This is a genomic window from Dermacoccus barathri, assembly GCF_015070805.1.
In the GTDB taxonomy this organism is placed as follows: Bacteria; Actinomycetota; Actinomycetes; order Actinomycetales; family Dermatophilaceae; genus Dermacoccus; species Dermacoccus abyssi.
Genome location: NZ_JADCTK010000001.1, coordinates 530,232 through 549,141, shown reverse-complemented (window position 1 = coordinate 549,141; position 18,910 = coordinate 530,232). Strand labels below are relative to the sequence as shown.

Annotated in this window: 17 protein-coding genes and 1 riboswitch; of the genes, 12 read left to right on the top strand and 5 right to left on the bottom strand. The window is 69.3% G+C overall.

Annotated elements, in window-relative coordinates; genetic code table 11:
* Window positions 1–57 precede the first annotated feature (57 nt).
* Window positions 58–1,452, top strand: coding sequence for an FAD-binding oxidoreductase (locus tag IM689_RS02625; protein ID WP_193642746.1), 1,395 nt, complete (start codon window positions 58–60; stop codon window positions 1,450–1,452).
* Window positions 1,449–2,750: an SAM-dependent methyltransferase gene (locus tag IM689_RS02620; protein WP_193642745.1), complete on the top strand. Its 1,302-nt coding sequence runs from the start codon at window positions 1,449–1,451 to the stop codon at window positions 2,748–2,750. Before IM689_RS02625 ends, IM689_RS02620 begins: the two co-directional genes overlap by 4 nt.
* Before the next feature lie 115 nt (window positions 2,751–2,865).
* On the opposite strand, the gene IM689_RS02615 is transcribed toward IM689_RS02620, so the two are convergent.
* Entirely contained in the window at window positions 2,866–3,666 is an 801-nt protein-coding gene (locus IM689_RS02615; RefSeq protein ID WP_193642744.1) for a DUF6308 family protein, read from the bottom strand.
* A 169-nt stretch (window positions 3,667–3,835) separates the two neighbouring features.
* Window positions 3,836–3,951: riboswitch (SAM riboswitch) on the top strand.
* Window positions 3,952–3,965: 14 nt separating this feature from the next.
* On the opposite strand from IM689_RS02615, the gene IM689_RS02610 reads away from it, so the two are divergent.
* From IM689_RS02610 to IM689_RS02595, 4 genes are all read left to right on the top strand, one after another.
* Entirely contained in the window at window positions 3,966–4,850 is an 885-nt protein-coding gene (locus tag IM689_RS02610) for a TauD/TfdA dioxygenase family protein (RefSeq protein ID WP_193642743.1), read from the top strand.
* Window positions 4,851–4,894: 44 nt separating this feature from the next.
* Window positions 4,895–5,482: a GNAT family N-acetyltransferase gene (locus tag IM689_RS02605; RefSeq protein WP_227484359.1), complete on the top strand. Its 588-nt coding sequence runs from the start codon at window positions 4,895–4,897 to the stop codon at window positions 5,480–5,482.
* 117 nt (window positions 5,483–5,599) lie between these two features.
* Window positions 5,600–7,861, top strand: a complete 2,262-nt coding sequence (locus tag IM689_RS02600; RefSeq protein WP_319803770.1) for a carbon starvation CstA family protein — start codon at window positions 5,600–5,602, stop codon at window positions 7,859–7,861.
* Window positions 7,854–8,090, top strand: a complete 237-nt coding sequence (locus IM689_RS02595; protein ID WP_193642742.1) for a YbdD/YjiX family protein — start codon at window positions 7,854–7,856, stop codon at window positions 8,088–8,090. Before IM689_RS02600 ends, IM689_RS02595 begins: the two co-directional genes overlap by 8 nt.
* Before the next feature lie 73 nt (window positions 8,091–8,163).
* Here the strand turns inward: IM689_RS02595 and IM689_RS02590 are convergent, their stop codons facing one another.
* On the bottom strand, window positions 8,164–8,778 hold the full coding sequence (locus tag IM689_RS02590) for a hypothetical protein (RefSeq protein ID WP_193642741.1): 615 nt from the start codon (window positions 8,776–8,778) through the stop codon (window positions 8,164–8,166).
* A gap of 56 nt (window positions 8,779–8,834) precedes the next feature.
* On the opposite strand from IM689_RS02590, the gene IM689_RS02585 reads away from it, so the two are divergent.
* Window positions 8,835–9,266 carry a pyrimidine dimer DNA glycosylase/endonuclease V gene (locus IM689_RS02585; protein ID WP_047310698.1) on the top strand — a complete coding sequence of 144 codons (432 nt, stop codon included), beginning with the start codon at window positions 8,835–8,837 and terminating at the stop codon, window positions 9,264–9,266.
* A gap of 22 nt (window positions 9,267–9,288) precedes the next feature.
* On the opposite strand, the gene IM689_RS02580 is transcribed toward IM689_RS02585, so the two are convergent.
* From IM689_RS02580 to IM689_RS02570, 3 genes are all read right to left on the bottom strand, one after another.
* Window positions 9,289–9,624 carry an SRPBCC family protein gene (locus IM689_RS02580; RefSeq protein WP_193642740.1) on the bottom strand — a complete coding sequence of 112 codons (336 nt, stop codon included), beginning with the start codon at window positions 9,622–9,624 and terminating at the stop codon, window positions 9,289–9,291.
* Window positions 9,625–9,894: 270 nt separating this feature from the next.
* On the bottom strand, window positions 9,895–10,314 hold the full coding sequence (locus tag IM689_RS02575; RefSeq protein ID WP_319803769.1) for a pyridoxamine 5'-phosphate oxidase family protein: 420 nt from the start codon (window positions 10,312–10,314) through the stop codon (window positions 9,895–9,897).
* A gap of 655 nt (window positions 10,315–10,969) precedes the next feature.
* Window positions 10,970–11,725 (bottom strand): IclR family transcriptional regulator, encoded by a 756-nt coding sequence (locus tag IM689_RS02570; RefSeq protein WP_193642739.1) that lies wholly within the window; start codon window positions 11,723–11,725, stop codon window positions 10,970–10,972.
* Between the two features lie 99 nt (window positions 11,726–11,824).
* Between IM689_RS02570 and hutH the strand changes: the two genes are divergently transcribed.
* Genes hutH through hutI form a run of 5 tightly spaced genes read left to right on the top strand, consistent with a single transcriptional unit; the run spans window position 11,825 to window position 18,904 of the window.
* Entirely contained in the window at window positions 11,825–13,384 is a 1,560-nt protein-coding gene (hutH, locus tag IM689_RS02565; protein ID WP_193642738.1) for a histidine ammonia-lyase, read from the top strand.
* A 28-nt stretch (window positions 13,385–13,412) separates the two neighbouring features.
* Window positions 13,413–15,164 (top strand): urocanate hydratase, encoded by a 1,752-nt coding sequence (hutU, locus tag IM689_RS02560; protein ID WP_193642737.1) that lies wholly within the window; start codon window positions 13,413–13,415, stop codon window positions 15,162–15,164.
* Window positions 15,165–15,183: 19 nt separating this feature from the next.
* Window positions 15,184–16,413 (top strand): allantoate amidohydrolase, encoded by a 1,230-nt coding sequence (locus IM689_RS02555; RefSeq protein WP_319803768.1) that lies wholly within the window; start codon window positions 15,184–15,186, stop codon window positions 16,411–16,413.
* On the top strand, window positions 16,410–17,729 hold the full coding sequence (locus IM689_RS02550) for a formimidoylglutamate deiminase (RefSeq protein ID WP_193642736.1): 1,320 nt from the start codon (window positions 16,410–16,412) through the stop codon (window positions 17,727–17,729). The genes IM689_RS02555 and IM689_RS02550 overlap by 4 nt, the downstream gene beginning before the upstream one ends.
* A complete protein-coding gene (hutI, locus tag IM689_RS02545) occupies window positions 17,726–18,904 on the top strand; it encodes an imidazolonepropionase (protein WP_193642735.1) in 1,179 nt (392 codons plus the stop codon). Before IM689_RS02550 ends, hutI begins: the two co-directional genes overlap by 4 nt.
* Window positions 18,905–18,910: the final 6 nt, after the last annotated feature.

Here is an 18,910-nt window from a genome sequence, read left to right as displayed (position 1 = left end):
GCGGGAGGTCGCGGATAATCTGGGGCCGGGTGTAGCGTCAGAACGTGAGGTACATCGATGTTCAATAGAAATTCTCAGACCGCGCGTCCGGTCGGAGTCGAGGCTCACGAGCGGGCTGTTTCGCGCCTGCGAGAGTCCTTCGCCGCGCTCGGCCCGGACGAGACGGTGCGCCTCGCGAAGAAGACCTCGAACCTCTTCCGTCCGCGCGAGCGCGCCACCCGCGGGCTCGACGTCGAGGGCCTCGCCGGCGTCATCAGCATCGACGCCGAAGCGCGCACCGCCGACGTCCAGGGCATGTGCACGTACGAGAACCTCGTCGACGTCACGCTTCAGCACGGCCTCATGCCGTTCGTCGTGCCGCAGCTGCGCACCATCACGCTCGGCGGTGCGGTGACGGGCCTGGGCATCGAGTCGACGTCGTTCCGCAACGGGCTGCCGCACGAATCCGTCCTTGAGATGGACGTGTTCACGGGGGAGGGCACGATCGTCTCGGCGACGCCGACGAACGAGCACGCCGACCTCTTCCGGGCCTTCCCGAACAGCTACGGCAGCCTCGGCTATGCGACGCGCCTGCGCATCGAACTCGCGCCGATCGGCGACCTCGTCGAGACCCGCAACGTGCGCTTCGACTCCGCCCGGGCGATGACGGAGGCGATCGAGCGCATCGTCGCGGACGAGGTGTGGGAGGGCGAGCGCGTCGACGGCCTCGACGGCATGATCGTCTCGCCGGGCGAGTGCTACCTCGTCCTCGCGAACTTCTTCCCCAACGTTCGCCGCCACCCGAGCGATTACACCGGTCAGCGCATCTTCTACCGCAGCCTCGAAGAGCTGGACCGCGACACCCTCACGGCGCACGACTACATCTGGCGCTGGGACACGGACTGGTTCTGGTGCTCCAACGCGTTCGGTGTGCAGAACCCGACGGTCCGCCGGCTGTGGCCGAGCAAGTACCGCCGCAGCGACGTATTCCACCGCATTGTCGGCTTCGAGAACCGCTACGGCGTGGCCGCGAAGATCGACTCGATGCGCGGCGAGCTACCGCGTGAGCGCGTCGTCCAGGACGTCGAGGTGCCGCTCGAGGAACTCGTGAACTTCATGCCGTGGTTCGACGAGCACGTCGGCATGACGCCGGTGTGGGTCTGCCCGCTGCGGTTGCGCGGCGATCAGGCGTGGCCGCTGTACCGGCTCGAGCCGAACCGCACCTACGTCAATGTCGGGTTCTGGGGCACGGTGGCCATCGAGCCCGGCCGCGCGGACGGCGACGTCAACCGCGACATCGAGGCCGTGCTGCCCACGATAGGCGGTCACAAGTCGCTGTACTCCGACGTCTACTACGACGCTCAGACCTTCGAAGACCTCTACGGCGCAGCCGAATACCGCCGTATGAAGTCGATGTACGACCCCTCGGGCCGACTGCCCGAATTCGCAGACAAGGTAAGGACTCACGCATGACCACGCCGACCGGCGCACCCCTCGTTCAGCAGGCCGTCACCGCGGTGCTCGAGGAGCCGCTGCCGATGCGCCTCACCGCGTACGACGGCACCGACGTCGGGCCGAAGGACGCTGCGATTCAGCTGCGGATCGAGAACGAGGAGGGGCTGCGTTACCTCCTCACAGCGCCCGGCGACCTGGGGCTCGCTCGCGCGTACCTCACGGGAACGCTGACGGGGACGGGCTTCTCCGAGGGCGACCCGTACGAGGTGTTCAGCCTCATCAAGCGCGATCTGCGCGTGAAGGATCTGGGCAAGCGTGACGCGGCGTCGGTGCTCGCGCCGATCGTCAAGGCGCTGGGGACGAAGGCGCTCAAGCACCCGCCGTTGCCGGAGATCGAGAGCCAGCCGCGCTGGAAGCGTCACCTCGCGAAGGTGAACCCGATGTCGCGGGCGGCCGATTCGATCAGCTACCACTACGACGTCTCGAACGCGTTCTACGAGAAGGTGCTCGGCCCGTCGATGGCGTACACGTGCGCCGTCTACGACGCGGCGACGGATTCGCTGGAGGAGGCGCAGGAGCGCAAGTTCGCGCTCGTCGCGGACAAGCTCGACCTCCAGCCGGGCGATCGGTTGCTCGACGTCGGCTGCGGCTGGGGCGGCATGGCGATCCACGCCGCGCGCGAGCGTGGCGTGAGTGTGCTCGGTGTGACGCTGAGCCGCGAGCAGGCGGAGTGGGGTCAGCGTGCTGTGCGCGAGGCGGGCCTGGAGCACCTCGTCGAGATTCGCCACAGCGACTACCGCGACGTGACGGAGACGGGCTTCGACAAGGTGAGCTCGATCGGCCTGACGGAGCACATCGGCGTGAAGAACTACCACGACTACTTCACGTTCCTGCACTCGAAGCTGCGTGACGGCGGGCGCCTGCTCAACCACTGCATCACGCGTCGTGACGACACGGCGTCGGCGCGCCCGGAGCCGTTCACGGACCGCTACGTGTTCCCCGACGGTGAACTGGCCTCGCCGGGGCGCCTCATCGCGGAGTGCCACGACGCCGGGTTCGAGGTGCAGCACGACGAGAACCTGCGCCTGTCGTACGCGCACACGCTGGCCGCGTGGTGCCGCAACCTCGAGGCGAACTGGGAGTTCTGCGTCGGCGAGGCCGGCCTGCCGACGGCGCGCGTGTGGGGCATCTACATGGCCGGTTCGCGCCTGGCGTTCGAGGAGGGCTGGCTGCACCTGCACCAGGTGCTCGCGACGAAGACGACGGAGAACGGCGACAACGGCGGCTACCCGCTCGGCTCGCACTGGAACGCCTAACCCCACCGTCGATGTTGAGCGGGGACCGCGGCACGGGTGCCGCGTTTCCAAGGAAACATCGCCTAGCGCGATGCAGCTGCTGTGTACCTGGCCGCTCACCGGAGGTTGCGATGAGTCACGTGCCAGGCACCGCTACCGGGCGTACGGCGTCGAGTGGGATTGCGGGGCCAGGCTCCCTCGTCACCCATCGCGCCCGTTCTTTGTCGCTGGCAGCCTCCGACTTTCGTGACTCACGCAGATCGTCCTGTGTAGTCCACAGGACGATGTCGAGTAGGCGGACGTCTGATGTCTGCGAGATACCGGGGATCTCGTGCGTGGCATCACGCAGGGCCCCCATCCAACCGGCGCGATCACGAAGTGTCGATCGCAGGCCGGGGAGCGCGTGGTGGATGTTCCTCCGCCGCCGTGTCTCGGCGCGTTGCGTAGCCCCGTAGGAGAACCCGTATTGGCCGACACCGAACGCCGTCGCGAGGTAGCTATCGAGGATCGTTGCGGCATGTGGCCGATATAGGGCGGCAAGTTTCGTAATGGTGGGAGTGCGCGCCCCGTGGAATCCGAAGGCGCTCAGCTCCGTGAGCGCGTCCAGTTCGGCATCGGAGAACTCGGTCAGGTCCTTAGAATCCGGTACCAAGGCGACACGTGCCGCGATCTCGGTCCGCCGCTCAACCGTGAATGCCGTGACCGCACCGACACTAGGGCGTGCATTCATCAACGCCGACAACAGCAAGTCCCAGGTGCGTACCTCTTCGAAGTGCCCTTCATTGCGAGCTGTAATCGCCGCGAGGTCGTAGATCGTCCATCCGCTGAGCGGGTGCGTGCAGTACGCCCACACTCGTTTGGTTGCGTCCTCGACGTCCACGGGCGCCAGGATGGCGCCTTCGACCAGGAGCGGTGACGGGACATTGTGAGTTGTCATGTCCGAAATTATCCGTTTCGGTCACGCCGCGACCCTGAAATACACCAGCCGCTCAGCTAATCGGAACAGGGAGGGGAGCGGATGTGTCCCCGCTGCGGAGTCCCGCGATGCGGACACTCGCCAACCAATAACTGTTCGTTCCACAAAGGATGCGCTTACGTTATGGGCGGGTCACGAGTTCCGGCGACAAGTCTCGGCTGGCCGGACGGCAACCCTCCGCTGCGGTGGGGTGCCCCGAGTAACGACCTGGCGCGTCGCCGCCCGGCGTCTGCGCAAGCGCAACGAACAAAGAGGTTGTCATGACACTTCTCGCTACCCACGCTCCCGCCACGACGCCCGGACTGCGCATCGAGCGCCTCGGCCCGGCCCTGGGCGCCGTCATCCACGGCATCGACCTGGCGTCCATCGACGAGATCGCGGCCTTCGACATCCGCCGCGCCCTGCTCGCCCACAAGGTGCTCTTCTTCCGCGATCAGCACGGCTTCGACGACGACGCCCAGGTACGCCTCGGCAACCTCCTCGGCGACCTGACGCCCGGCCACCCCGTCGCCGGCAACCACGAGCGCAGCGAGATCTACAACATCGACTCGAGCGACCCCGAGTTCTCCTTCTCCGACGTCTGGCACACCGACGTCACCTTCATGAAGCGGCCGCCGTCCATCAGCATCCTCCGCGCCGTGACGCTCCCGCCCTACGGCGGCGACACGTCCTGGGCCGACAGCCAGGCCGCCTACGACTCCCTCTCCGCACCCCTCAAGGCGCTCGCCGACCAGCTGCTCGCCGTCCACGACGGCAACCGCGAGTGGGGTGCCTTCCTCAAGAAGAACGGCGGCCACGAGTGGGAGGGCGAGATCGTCACCGAACTGCCCGCCGTCGAGCACCCCGTCGTCCGCGTCCACCCCGAGACCGGCCGCCGCGGCCTCTTCGTCAACCCCGGCTTCACCTCCCACGTCAGCGGCGTCTCCGAAGCCGAATCGCGTGCCATCCTCGACGCCCTCTACGCCCACCTCACGCAGCCCGAGCACACGATCCGTCACCGCTGGGCGCCCGGCGACGTCGGCATCTGGGACAACCGCGCCACCTCCCACTACGCCAACCGCGACTACACGAACACCCGCGTCATGCACCGCGTCACCGTGCGCGGCGACGAGCCCCGCGGCGTCGACGGCCTGCGCGCCCACTAAGCGCACCGAAAACTGATCGACGCCCCACGGTCGGGGGTGATGAGATGACCGACATGATCGAACTCATCGCCCCCGACGCCGCGCGCTACGACGACTGGTCGGCCATGCTGCGCGAGTTCCGCGACGCCACCACCGACTCGCGCGGCGACCACTGGGTGTGCGCGGGCGGCATGGACGGCTCGGGCTTCTTCGCGGGCACCGACGTCGACATCACCTCCGACGGCTTTGCCGCCTACGTCGAAGACTGCGCCCGCCAAGGCAACACGATGTGGCCGCCGCACACTGGCCTCGTCCACTGCTCCTACTTCTGGATCGTCGACGACGGCGCCCTCGTCGGTCACCTCGCCCTGCGTCACGCGCTCAACGAGTTCCTCTACGAACTCGGCGGCCACATCGGCTACTCCGTGCGGCCAGCCGCTCGCGGACGCGGCATCGCGAAGGAGGCTCTGAAGCTCGGGCTCGCCGAAGCCGCCGCGCTCGACATCGCCCCCGTGCTCGTCTGCTGCGCGCAGACGAACGGCGCCTCGCGCGCCGTCATCGAGTCCTGCGGGGGCCGGCTCGAGGACGTCCGCGAAGACAGCCGTCGCTACTGGTTCGGCGACGGACCGCGCCCCACCGGCCCCACTGCGTGACGTTCGTCCACATTCGTGATGAAGGCGTGACCTGCGCGTGCGTTGTCAAAGCCCTGTGACCTACCCGACACCGCATAACGTGGCCCTGCTCACACTCACACGAAAAGGGAGGTCTCCGTGCCCGCGTCGAGCACCAAAACCCCCGAGCGCGACGGGAACACGCCCCCGGTCGCGGTCGACCTACCCCGCCAGATCACGGGACGTCAGAAGATCGTCATCGCCGTCGCGGCCGTCATCGCCGCCATCGGTTGGACGATGGTTGCGTTCGTCCGCGGCGAGCACGTCAACTCGATCTGGTTCGTCATGGCTGCCGTCGGCAGCTACGTCATCGGCTACATGCTGTACAGCCGCCTCATCCAGTACAAGGTCATCCGTCCGCGCGACGATCTCGCCACCCCGGCCGAGCAGTTCGAGAACGGCCAGGATTTCCTGCCCACCGACCGGCGCGTGCTGTTCGGTCACCACTTCGCCGCCATCGCCGGCGCCGGCCCGCTCGTCGGCCCCGTGCTCGCCGCGCAGATGGGTTACCTGCCGGGCACGCTTTGGATCATCTTCGGTGTGATCTTCGCGGGCGCCGTGCAGGACTACATGGTGCTCGCCATCTCCACGCGCCGCGGCGGTCGCAGCCTCGGCCAGATGGCCCGTGACACGCTCGGCCCGGTCGGCGGTTGGGCGGCCATGTTCGCCGTCATGACGATCATGATCATCCTGATCGCCGTGCTCGGCCTCGTCGTCGTCAACGCGCTCGCCGAGTCGCCCTGGGGCGTCTTCTCGCTCGCGATGACGATCCCGATCGCGCTCTTCATGGGTTGCTACCTGCGCTTCATGCGCCCGGGTGCCGTCTCCGAGGTCTCGGGCATCGGCGTCGTCCTGCTGCTCCTCGCCATCGTCGCCGGTGGCTGGGTTGCCGGCACCGACTGGGGCAAGGACATGTTCACGCTGTCGCCGACGGCGCTGTCGTGGGCCATCATCATCTACGGCTTCGCCGCTGCCGTCCTGCCCGTGTGGCTCCTGCTCGCTCCGCGTGACTACCTGTCGACCTTCATGAAGGTCGGCACGATCGTGCTGCTCGCGCTGGGCATCGTCATCGCGCGCCCGTCCATCGACATCCCGGCCATCACGTCGTTCGGCAAGGAGGGCAACGGCCCCGTCTTCGCCGGTTCGCTGTTCCCGTTCCTGTTCATCACGATCGCCTGTGGTGCGCTCTCCGGCTTCCACGCTCTCATATCCTCGGGCACGACGCCGAAGCTGCTGCAGAAGGAGAGCCAGGCTCGCCTCATCGGCTACGGCTCGATGCTCGTGGAGTCGTTCGTCGCGATCATGGCGCTCATCGCGGCCGCCATCATCGACCACCACCTGTACTTCGTCATGAACTCGCCCGCCGGCGTCACCGGCGGTACGCCCGAGAAGGCTGCCGCGTGGGTGAACTCGCTCGGCCTCGGCGGCGACCCGACGTCGGCCACCGAGATCGCGCAGGCCGCGAAGGACGTCGGCGAGGAGTCGGTCGTCTCCCGCACGGGTGGCGCACCGACGTTCGCCTTCGGTATGTCGAACGTGTTCTCGCAGGTCATCCCCGGCGCTTCGATGAAGCAGTTCTGGTACCACTTCGCGATCATGTTCGAGGCGCTGTTCATCCTGACGACGGTCGACGCCGGTACCCGCGTCGCGCGCTTCATGCTCTCCGACACGCTCAGCAACGTCCCGGGCCTCAAGCGCTTCCGTGAGACGTCCTGGAAGGTCGGCGCCTGGATCACGACGTTCCTCGTCGTCGCCGGCTGGGGCTCCATCCTCCTCATGGGTGTCACCGACCCACTGGGCGGCATCAACACGCTGTTCCCGCTGTTCGGTATCGCCAACCAGCTGCTCGCCGCGGTGGCGCTGACGGTCGTGGTCGTCGTCGTCGTCAAGAGCGGCCACGTGAAGTGGGCCTGGATTCCGGGCGTTCCGCTCGCGTGGGACGTCATCGTCACGATGACGGCCAGCTACCAGAAGATCTTCTCCTCCGACCCGAAGCTCGGCTACTGGGCGCAGCACAAGGCGTTCGTCGACGCCAAGGAGAAGGGCCTGACGAGTTTCAAGACGGCCAAGACGCCGGAGGCGATCGACGCGGTCATCCGCAACACGTTCATCCAGCAGTCGCTGTCGATCCTGTTCGCGGGTCTCGTGCTCATCGTCGTCATCGCCGGTGTCATCGCCGCGATCAAGGCGGTTCGTGCGGGCGAGGCCGACGACGGCGTCACCGACGAGAAGGTGCCTTCGAAGATCTTCGCCCCGGCCGGTTTCTCGGCCACGGACGATGAGAAGGCCGTGCTCGAGCAGTGGCGCGAGGCCGGTCTCGACCCGGAGGGTGCTCCCACGGGAGGTCGCGTCCATGCCTGAGCAGACGAACACGCAGTGCCGGCTGGAGCAGGAGCAGCCGGGCGGTCTTCGTCGGGCCCTCGACTCGGTGCGGTGGTACTGGGCGTCCGTCATGGGCGACAACCACTACGAGCGCTACCTCGCGCATCACGAGCGCACTCACCCCGGTGAGGCTCCGATGACGAAGAAGGAGTACTGGCGCGAACGCACCGACGCGCAGGACACCAACCCGCGCAGCCGCTGCTGCTGAAACGTCGCACAACGCCGGGCCCCGCAGAACCTCTGAGGTTCTGCGGGGCCGCGGCGTTTCCGCCTCGTTCAGATCACGCGCCAGGCCGGTCAATGAACGTGGTGACACGCGTCAGAGAGGGAATCTGCGGTGTGGAGCTGAACCCGAACTGCGGGGCCGGGGTCACGGGGGCCAGGACGCCGATCGGCTCTCCTTCCCACGAGCCGCTCAGCGTCGCCACACGGCGAAGGTCCTGGGCGACGTAATACTCGTGCGCCCCGTGGCCTGCGGACCCGTGCGTCTGAACCCCCTCCACGAGGCGACGAGCCAGCGGGTTCGACAATCGTGCCGTCACAGGGTGGATGAGCGGTCCACGGACCAGGCGCAAGGGGTAGCCCAAGAGCCTGCGACGACCGAACGTAGCGCTAAGCCTCGAACGATCGGTGGCGATGACCCACTTCGAAGAGGTGCGCGCGACGTGAACGTCCGACAACGTGACCTGATCGAACTGGTACGTCTCGCAGACGTACGCTCCGATTTCTTCGTTGGGAGCGATGAGTTCGCGCGCGCCGTCCGGGTGGGCCACCATGATGTCGGCGAACGCTCCGAACGGGGAGCGCTGCCAGCACCCCACGACGAATCGGCGACCACACGGTGTGCCGACGCCCAGGATGTACCCGTCGAAGCGATGCCGGGCAGTAGAGTTCACGATCTGCCCTTCGGAGCCGAATGTCGACGGCTTAGGAGTGCCGGTAGATTCAGGGTATGCGCATATGGAGCCTTCACCCTGCCCAGCTGGACAGACGCGCTCTCGTGGCGGGATGGCGTGAGGGGCTGCTCGCGCAGAAGGTTCTCGCCGGCGAGACCACGGGGTACAGGAACCACCCGCAGCTGCTGAGGTTTCGTGCCACCGACGACCCGATCCGCGCCATCACGTCGTATCTTTGGCGACTCGCTGAGGAAGCGGATCGACGTGGCTACACGTTTCGTTCGGACAAGCTTTTGAGGCCCCTCGAGCCCTCTGTATCGCTGACGCTCGCGCAAGGGCAACTCGATTACGAGTGGGCCCATCTGTGCCGAAAGGTCGAGCAGCGAGACCCGCCGTGGTTCCGCGCGCACTTGGCCGCGAGCGCGCCGCGGCCGCATCCGATGTTCACGCTGATTCCCGGCCCCGTCGCCGAGTGGGAGATAGTGTGAGCGATGCCGGTAGCGGCCGCGCTCACCCAGCCGGTTCCTGAGATCCGATGATGCGGCTCAGAGTTCTCACGTATCCGGCACGAACGAGAGGCACCGTCAACCACGCGACGATGTCGGGCAGCCCGTGAACGCTGTACGTCTGATGCCAGTCGAGACGGCTCCCGCCATCGACGTCACTCAGGCGCACGGTGATTGTGCCACCGAACACTCGCCCGACCTTCACGATTCGAGCCTCCGCCGGCGGATCCCAGCGGTCGACGCGCATGACGTCGTCGATCGTCAGGGGCCCGAGGTGCGTGCGGGCGTTGAACCGTGACCCTTCTCGCAGGCCGCTCTCGTGTCCGACTTCGGTGGGCACGAGGGTCACGGTGGTGAACGGGATCACGCGTGAGTGAATCTCGAGATCCCACAGTGCGTCCCACACGGCCGACCGAGGGTGGGCCGAACTCCGTGTGATGCGAAAGCTGGGCGGATGTTTCATGGCACCTTTCGCGGTTCGAGGTGTGACGGCAAGTGCCGTCAGCGTCGGAGTGCTCGGTTCGAACGAGTCGTCGGCCGGGGGCCACGCGCACCCGGCCGACACCCGAGCATTCGTCGAGCGATAGCTCTGACGCGTGCTCGTCCGGATCTACATCTCGGTCGTCGCGCTGATGGCGGACGGGCGCTCACCGGTGACGCGGGCCTTCATGATGCTCGCGAGCGCTGAGACCTTGCCGCCGGGCTGCCCCCAGAACTGCGCGGAGTCGCTCTCGAATCGGATGAGACCAAGGTTCGGGTCCTCCTTGCCGCCGTCGAACCAAGCGGAGACCCCGTCGTCCCACAGCTCGTCGATCTTCTGTCGGTCCTCGACGAACTCGACGCGACCAGCGACGGAGAGCCAGGAGCCGGTTTCGGCGAAGGCGAGGTTGACCTCCGGCTGGGTGCGCAGCGCCTGAGCCTGCTCGCCCTGAAGTCCGATGAAGAACCAGACGTCGGCGTCATCGGTGACCTGCTTCGGGGTCATCGGGTGGCTGTGCAGCGTTCTGTCGTCGGCGATCGAGGTCATCATGACGAAGCGCTCACGCGCATGATCTCGACGACCTGTTCTTGCGTGATCTCGGACATGTCGGACCTTTCTATCGCTGTCTCGGCGGGGGCGAACCTCCGTCGGGGCGTTACGTTGCTCTCTTGCAACGCTAACGAGGCGCCGTCGGGTGTCACTACCTCCGGTGGGGTGGCCGCTTCACGGCTCCAGGTTGCGCCGGCGGGATCGGTCGCCGAGTGAGGTCAGCACCTTGACGAGTTGCCCGGCGGACGGCGCGAGTTCGGCACCCGGTATCGGCTTCGTGGCCCCGTCCACCGGGCCGGAAAGCAACCGGTTGACGACGCCGAGGAGGCGGGTTGTCAGCCCCGGCGCGAGGCCGTGGACGCGCGCGCCCACCTTTGCCGCGGGGTGAGGATGACGTAGGGCTTGCCGGCGAGGACCCCGCCGACGATGGCGTGCGCGGCGCGTTGGGCATCCATGCTGACGAGGGGCAGCGATGCGGCGGGCGCGAACCAGGCGTACTCGCGCTGACGGTCACCGTAGAACTCGGCGGCGGCGTCTCATCGGCGCCCACTCTCCATCATCACAGGCCGTCGTGACCACGCCAATGGGTCGTGGCATGTGCCACCCGAAGGTGCGGGTCAGCGGGCACAGCCGCCAATGCCGAGACCCCGCTGCCTCATCGAGCCAGACGAGACGTCAGTTCTCTAGCGGCATCCTTGACCGCTGTGGCGTACTCGGTCTCGCGGTCGCCCGCGTCCTCAGGCCACGTGACGGCGAGGCTCGCGGCAGGCAGGCCGTTGAGGTCGAGTGCCGCCCCTGCCACCGTCTGGAAGCCCGGCGTCACGCGCCCGACCTCCCGCGCGTACCCGCGCTGACGCACCTGCGCGAGCTCCGAACGCAACCCCGCCACCGTCTCCGGCTGATCCGCCCCGGAGTTGCGCTGCACCAGCTCCGCGCCGGAGGGGAACAGCGCCCTCACCTGCGCGGCCGGCAGGTGCGCGAGCATCGCCATCCCGCTCGCCGTCACGTTCGCAGGCAAGCGCACGCCGACGTCCGTCACGAGCGGTGAAACCCCCAGCGGCCGCTCCTCGATGACGTACAGCACGTCCGAGCCGTGCAGCACCCCGAGGTGCGCGGCCTGCCCCGTGCTCTCGGCGAGGCGCGTCATCACCGCGCGGGCCATGCGCTGCAACGGCTGCTGCCGCGAGTAGGCCGAGCCCAACTCGTACGCCGCGATGCCCAGCCCCCAGCGCCGCGTCTCCTCCGAGTGCGTGACGAACCCCGCGTCCTTGAGCACCCCGAGCAGCCGGTACGTCGTCGACCGTGGAAGCCCCAACTCGCGCGCCAACGTCGCGGCAGGCTGCGCCGACGGTCGCCCCGCGAGCAGCTGCAACAGGGCAATGACCTGGGCGGCGGCGGGGGCAGAACTCACGCGCCAACGGTAGCCATTCGAGGGCAACTGTCTCAATCCTGGGACAGTTCGCGTCGCCCGTGTCACGCCGCGCCCGGGCTCGCACGATGCAATGGGCGCATGACTTCTGCAGCACAGTCCACCGGCAGCGTCGCCGTCGGCGTCGGCCCACTCACGATCGACGACGTCGTCGCCGTCGCCCGCCACGGCGCCATCATCGAGCTGAGCGCCGACTCCGTCGCCGAAGTCGCGAAATCCCGCGCCATCATCGACGCCCTCGCGAGCGACACCATCCCGCACTACGGCATCTCGACGGGCTTCGGCGCGCTCGCGAACACGAGCATCCCGCCCGAGAAGCGGCAGAAGCTCCAGCGCAGCCTCGTCGCCTCCCACGCCGCGGGCTCCGGCGAACCCGTCGAGCGCGAGATCGTGCGCGCCCTCATGCTGCTGCGCATCTCCACCCTCGCCACCGGCCGCACCGGCATCCGCCCCGAAACCCTCGACGCGTACATCGCGATGCTCAACGCCGGCATCACGCCGCTCGTGCGCGAGTACGGCTCCCTCGGCTGCTCCGGCGACCTCGCGCCGCTCGCGCACTGCGCGCTCGCGCTCATGGGCGACGGTGAGGTGGCCACCGCCGACGGCGACGTCGTCCACGCCGCCGACGCGCTCAAGGCCGCGGGCATCGAGCCGGTCGTCCTGCAGGAGAAGGAGGGCCTGGCCCTCATCAACGGCACCGACGGCATGCTCGGCACCCTGTGCCTCGCCATCGCCGACCTGCGGATGCTCCTGTCAACAGCCGACATCGCCTCGGGCCTCTCGGTCGAGGGCCTGCTTGGCACCGACGACGTGTTCGCCGACGACCTGCAGAAGCTGCGTCCCCACCCGGGCCAGGCCAAGTCGGCCGCCAACCTGCGCAAGGTGCTCGACGCCAGCGGCATCCGCGATTCGCACCGTGACCCGCACGCCTGCACCCGCGTGCAGGACGCGTACTCGCTGCGCTGCTCGCCGCAGGTCATCGGCGCCGCCCGCGACACCCTCGACTACGTCACCACCGTCGCCGAGCGTGAGCTCGCCGCCGCCGTCGACAACCCCGTCGTCACGCTCGACGGCCGCGTCGAGTCGAACGGCAACTTCCACGGCGCCCCCGTCGCGTACGCGCTCGACTTCCTCGCCATCGTCATCGCCGACGTCGCTTCGATGAGCGAACGCCGCACCGACCGCTTCCTCGACCGCGCACGCAACAACGGCCTCCCACCGTTCCTCGCCGACGACCCCGGCACCGACTCGGGCCTCATGATCGCCCAGTACACGGCGGCGGGCATCGTCAGCGAACTCAAGCGCCTTGCGAACCCGGCCAGCGCCGACTCGATCCCCAGCAGCGCCATGCAGGAAGACCACGTCTCCATGGGCTGGGCCGGTGCGCGCAAGCTGCGCCGCTCCGTCGACGGCCTGACGCGCGTGCTCGCCATCGAACTGCTCACCGCCACGCGCGGCATCCAGATGCGCGCCCCGCTCACGCCGGGCCCGGTCGGCGCCGCCGTCATCGAAGCGCTCGACGGCGCGGGCCGCCCCGGCCCCGACCGCTACCTGTCGCCCGAGATCGAATCCGTCGTCGCCCGTGTCGCCGACGGCGACGTCCTCGCCGCCGCCACGCGCGCAGCCGGCGACTTCAACTGACCCCCAGCACGAACCGAAGGAGACCGCCATGGAGGGCGCCCGCCCCGTCCGCGCACCGCGCGGAACCGAACTCAACGCGAAGTGCTGGCAGACCGAAGCCCCGCTGCGCATGCTCATGAACAACCTCGACCCCGAGGTCGCCGAGCGCCCCGACGACCTCGTCGTCTACGGCGGCACCGGCCGCGCAGCCCGATCCTGGGAGGCGTTCGACGCCATCGTCGAGACGCTCAAGGACCTCGAGCCGAACGAGACGCTCCTCGTGCAGTCGGGCAAGCCCGTCGGAGTCGTGACGACGAACGAGTGGGCGCCGCGTGTGCTCATCGCCAACTCCCACCTCGTGCCGGACTGGGCCACGTGGCCCGAGTTCCGCCGTCTCGAGGCCGAGGGGCTCATGATGTACGGCCAGATGACGGCCGGTTCGTGGATCTACATCGCGACGCAGGGCATCCTCCAGGGCACCTACGAGACCTTCGCCGCCGTCGCCCGCAAGCGGTTCGGCGGGACGCTCGCCGGCACCATCACGCTCACCGGCGGCTGCGGCGGCATGGGTGGCGCGCAGCCGCTCGCCGTCACGCTCAACGACGGCGTGTGCCTCATCGCCGACGTCGACCGCACCCGCCTCGAGCGCCGCGTCGCCAAGCGCTACCTCACCGAAATCGCCGACGACCTCGACGACGCGATCGCGCGCGCCAACGCTGCGAAGGCCGAGAAGCGCGGCGTCTCCGTCGGCATCGTCGGCAACGCCGCCGACGTCTTCCCGCAGATGCTCGCGCGCCACCGCGCAGGCGACATCACGATCGACGTCGTCACCGACCAGACGTCGGCGCACGACCCGCTGAGCTACCTGCCGTCGGAGGTCGCCGTCGACGAGTGGCAGCGCGAGGCCGAGGGCGACCCGGTGGGCTTCACGAAGAAGTCACGCGAGTCGATGGCGGCCCACGTGCAGGCCATGGTCGAGTTCCAGGACGAAGGCGCCGAGGTCTTCGACTACGGCAACTCCATCCGCGACGAGGCCCGGACCGCTGGTTACACGCGCGCCTTCGAGTTCCCCGGCTTCGTGCCCGCCTACATCCGCCCGCTCTTCTGCGAGGGCCTCGGCCCGTTCCGCTGGGCGGCGCTCTCAGGCGACCCGCAGGACATCGCCGTCACCGACGCCGCGCTCAAGGAACTGTTCCCCGAGAACGAGCACCTGCACCGCTGGCTCGACGCCGCCGGTGAGCTCGTCGAGTTCGAGGGCCTGCCCGCGCGCATCTGCTGGCTGGGCTACGGCGAGCGTCACAAGGCCGGACAGCTGTTCAACCGGCTCGTCGCCGAGGGCAAGGTCTCCGCACCCATCGTCATCGGCCGCGACCACCTCGACTCCGGCTCCGTCGCCTCGCCGTACCGCGAGACCGAGGGCATGCTCGACGGCTCCGACGCCATCGCCGACTGGCCGCTGCTCAACGCCCTCACCGCCACGAGTTCGGGCGCCACGTGGGTGTCGCTGCACCACGGCGGCGGCGTAGGTATCGGCCGCTCGATCCACGCCGGCCAGGTCGGCGTCGCGGACGGCACCGACCTCGCGGCCGCGAAGCTCACCGCGCTGCTGACGAACGACCCCGCCATGGGCGTCTTCCGCCACGTCGACGCCGGGTACTCCCGCGCCGTCGAGGTCGCCGACGAGCGTGGCGCGCGCATTCCGATGACGCCCACCGTTCGTGACGCCGACGGCGCCGACGCCGCGCAGGCTGCCGCCACGCGAGCCGCCGCCGAGCGCACGGCGCCCAAGGCCGGCAACTGAGCGAGTGCGAGGTACTGACGTGAGCGAGACCCGCCGATTCGAGTCGCTGTGGAACGACCTGCACCCCGTGGGCCGTGACGGCGGCTCCGGCGGCTACCGGCGCTTCGCGTGGACGCGTGAGGACGCGACACTGCGCGAGTGGTTCGTCGGCGAGTGCGCCGCGCTGGGCCTCGACGTCACCGAAGATCGCGCCGGCAACCAGTGGGCGTGGTGGGGCAACCCGGACGACGCGCCCGGCGAGGGCGTCGTCACCGGCTCGCACCTCGACTCGGTGCCCGACGGCGGTGCGTTCGACGGGCCGCTCGGTGTCGTCTCCTCGCTCCTGGCCGTTAAGACGTTGCAGGAGAAGGGGTTCGCGCCACGCAAGCCGATCGGCGTCGTCAACTTCGTCGACGAGGAAGGCGCTCGCTTCGGCGTCGCCTGCGCCGGTTCGCGCATCATCACGGGCGCGCTCGACGCCGACCGCGCCCGCTCGCTCACCGACGCCGACGGCGTCACGATGGCCGAGGCGTGGCAGCGCGCCGGGCGCGACCCGGGCACGCTCGGGCGCGACGACGAGACCCTCGCGCGGGTCGGCACCTTCGTCGAACTGCACGTCGAACAGGGCCGCGCGCTCATCGACCTCGACGACGCCCCGGTCGCCATTGGCAGCGACATCTGGCCGCACGGCCGTTTCCGCGCCGACCTGCCCGGACGCGCCGACCACGCCGGCACGACGGCCCTCGGCAACCGCGACGACGCGCTGCTCAAGGCGGCGCAGTTCATCGAGGCGACGCGGGGCGCGGCGGCCTCGCGTGACCGCTCGGGCGAGGGCGGCGACCGCGTCGTCGCGACCGTCGGCAAGCTCGACGTCGTGCCCGGCGGCATCAATGCCATCGCGTCGCACGTCACGGCGTGGGTGGACGCACGAGGCTCCCGGGAGGAGGACGTGCGGGCCGTCGTCGGCGAGCTCGAGGAGCGCGCCAGGGCACTTGGGGGGTCCTGGCGCGCCGAGTCGTGGACGCCGACGACGCCCTTCGACGCAGGCCTGGTCGAGCGGCTCGACGCGACGCTCGGCGGCGTGCCCTTGCTCGGCACGGGCGCCGGCCACGACGCAGGCATCCTCGCCAACCACGGCGTGCCCACGGCGATGCTGTTCGTGCGCAACCCGACAGGCACGTCGCACTCGCCCGAGGAGTTCGCCGAGACCGACGACTGCGTGCGCGGCGTCGAGGCCCTCGTCCGCGTTCTGGAGGATCTCGCCGGATGACGACGTACTGGGCCCAACACGCGCTCCTGCCGGAGGGTGTGGCGTACAACGTTCGCCTGACGGAAGCCGAAGGGCGCTGGAGCGCAATCGAACCCGGCGTCCAGCGTGGCGACGGTGACGTGCCGTTGGGTGGGGTCGCCCTGCCCGGTTTCGCGAACTGCCACTCACACGCGTTCCATCGCGCGCTGCGCGGGCGCACCCACGGCGACGGCGGCACCTTCTGGACGTGGCGTGAGCGTATGTACGCCGTCTCGAGGCGCCTCACGCCGGAGAACTACCGGGCGCTCGCGCGGGCCGTCTTCGCCGAGATGGTCATGGCCGGCATGACGAGCGTGGGCGAGTTCCACTACGTCCACCATCGCCCCGGCGGCGCGGCGTACGACGACCCGAACGCGATGGGCGAAGCGCTCCGCGAGGCCGCCCGGGAGGCGGGGATCCGCCTCACGCTCCTCGACACCTGTTACCTCCACGGTGGGCTCACCGCTGAGGGCCACACTCCACTCAACGAGGACCAGCAGCGCTTCAGCGACGGTTCCGCGGCCGCCTGGGCCGCGCGACACGCCCTGCTCGCCGACGACCAAGCGACGCGCATCGGCGCCGCCATCCATTCTGTGCGGGCCGTCGCTCGCGACGAGGTCGGTGAGGTGCTCGCCGCGAGCGACGGTCAGCCCGTGCACGCGCACCTGTCGGAGCAGCCCGCGGAGAACGAGGCGTGCGAGGCGTTCTACGGCCGCTCGCCGGTGGCGCTTCTGGACGACGCAGGCGCGCTGACATCCCGGTTCTCGGCCGTCCACGCCACGCACCTGAGCGATGACGACATCGCGCTGCTCGCCGACGCGAACGCCGTCGCGTGCTTCTGCCCGACGACCGAGCGCGACCTCGCCGACGGCATCGGCCCCGCGCGCGCGCTCGCCGATGCCGGGGTGCGCGTCAGCCTCGGCAGCGACCAGCACGCGGTCGTCGACACGTTCGAGGACGCCCGCGCGCTCGAGATGCACGAGCGCCTCGTGACGAACGACCGCGGCCGCTTCAGCCCCGAGGAGTTGCTCGACGCGGCCACGCGTCACGACACGATCGGGTGGCCGGACGCCGGACGCCTCGAGGTCGGAATGCGCGCGGACGCCGTTGCCGTGCGCCTCGATTCGCGCCGCACCGCCGGGTGCCTGCCCGAGCAGGTGCTGCTCGCGGCCACCGCCGAGGACATCACGGACGTCGTCGCGGACGGCGCCCACGTCGTCACAGCAGGTCGTCACCGCCTCGGTGACGTCGGGGCCCTGCTCACCGAAGCCATCACCACACTCTGGGAGGACGCATGAGCACGACGCTCGTCACGAACATCGGGGAACTCGTCACGAACGATCCCGCGCGGAACGGGGGTGGCGCGGCGCTTCGGGGAGAGGAGCGCATCGCGCTCCTGCGTGACGCCGCGCTCGTCATCGACGGCGAACACATCGCGTGGGTGGGATCGGCCTCCGAGGCCCCGGACGCCGACCGCTGCCTCGACATGGACGGGGCCGCCGTCATCCCCGCGTTCGTCGACTCGCACAACCACCTCGTCTTCGACGGCGACCGCTCGGCCGAGTTCGCCGCGCGCATGACGGGGGAGGCCTACGACGGCGGCGGCATTGCGAACACGGTGCGCCCCACACGCCAGGCGTCCGACGAGCGTCTGCGCGAACTCGTCGCCGCCCGCGTAGAGCAGGCACGGGCGCAGGGCACCGGGCTCGTGGAGATCAAGTCGGGCTACGGGCTGTCGGTCGACGACGAGGCGCGGACGCTGCGCATCGCGGGGGAGTTCACCGACGAAGTGACCTACCTCGGCGCCCACGTCGTGCCGAGCGACACGGATCGGCGCGAGTACGTCGACCTCGTCACCGGCGCGATGCTCGAAGCGTGCGCGCCCCTCGCGCGTTGGATCGACGTGTTCTGCGAACCGCACAGCGCGCACGCGTTCGACGGCGACGAGACGCGCGAGATCCTTGGCGCCGGCGTAGCTGCGGGCCTCATGCCGCGCCTTCACGCGGGGCAGCTCGGGGATGGACCCGGTGTGCAGCTGGCCGTCGAGTTCGACGCGGCCAGCGTCGACCACTGCACGTTCTTGTCGACGGAGGACGTTGCGGCACTGGCCGGTTCGTCGACCGTTGCGACCCTCTTGCCGGGTGTCGAGTTCTCCACCCGTCAGCCGTTCCCGAGCGGGCGCGACCTCCTCGACGCCGGAGTCGAGGTGGCGCTCGCGACCGACTGCAACCCGGGCACGTGCTTCTCGAACTCGATGCCGTTCATGATCGCGCTCGCCGTGCGCGAGATGGGCATGACGCCCGCGGAGGCGTTGTGGGCTGCGACGGCCGGGGGCGCTGCAGCGCTGCGGCGCGACGACGTCGGCGTCATCCGCGTCGGTGCGCGCGCCGATTTGGCGATGCTCGACGCCCCGAGCTACCTGCACATCGCCTACCGCCCGGGCGTGCCGATCGTCAGCTCGCTCGCGGCCTGAGGTTCA

Coding starts and splice junctions, on each gene's coding strand:
- IM689_RS02625 (WP_193642746.1), top strand. CDS start 58: ATGTTCAATAGAAATTCTCAGACCGCGCGTCCGGTCGGAGTCGAGGCT.
- hutI (WP_193642735.1), top strand. CDS start 17,726: ATGAGCACGACGCTCGTCACGAACATCGGGGAACTCGTCACGAACGAT.
- IM689_RS02605 (WP_227484359.1), top strand. CDS start 4,895: ATGACCGACATGATCGAACTCATCGCCCCCGACGCCGCGCGCTACGAC.
- IM689_RS02610 (WP_193642743.1), top strand. CDS start 3,966: ATGACACTTCTCGCTACCCACGCTCCCGCCACGACGCCCGGACTGCGC.
- IM689_RS02550 (WP_193642736.1), top strand. CDS start 16,410: ATGACGACGTACTGGGCCCAACACGCGCTCCTGCCGGAGGGTGTGGCG.
- IM689_RS02620 (WP_193642745.1), top strand. CDS start 1,449: ATGACCACGCCGACCGGCGCACCCCTCGTTCAGCAGGCCGTCACCGCG.
- IM689_RS02585 (WP_047310698.1), top strand. CDS start 8,835: ATGCGCATATGGAGCCTTCACCCTGCCCAGCTGGACAGACGCGCTCTC.
- hutU (WP_193642737.1), top strand. CDS start 13,413: ATGGAGGGCGCCCGCCCCGTCCGCGCACCGCGCGGAACCGAACTCAAC.
- IM689_RS02615 (WP_193642744.1), bottom strand. CDS start 3,666: ATGACAACTCACAATGTCCCGTCACCGCTCCTGGTCGAAGGCGCCATC.
- IM689_RS02595 (WP_193642742.1), top strand. CDS start 7,854: ATGCCTGAGCAGACGAACACGCAGTGCCGGCTGGAGCAGGAGCAGCCG.
- IM689_RS02575 (WP_319803769.1), bottom strand. CDS start 10,314: ATGATGACCTCGATCGCCGACGACAGAACGCTGCACAGCCACCCGATG.
- hutH (WP_193642738.1), top strand. CDS start 11,825: ATGACTTCTGCAGCACAGTCCACCGGCAGCGTCGCCGTCGGCGTCGGC.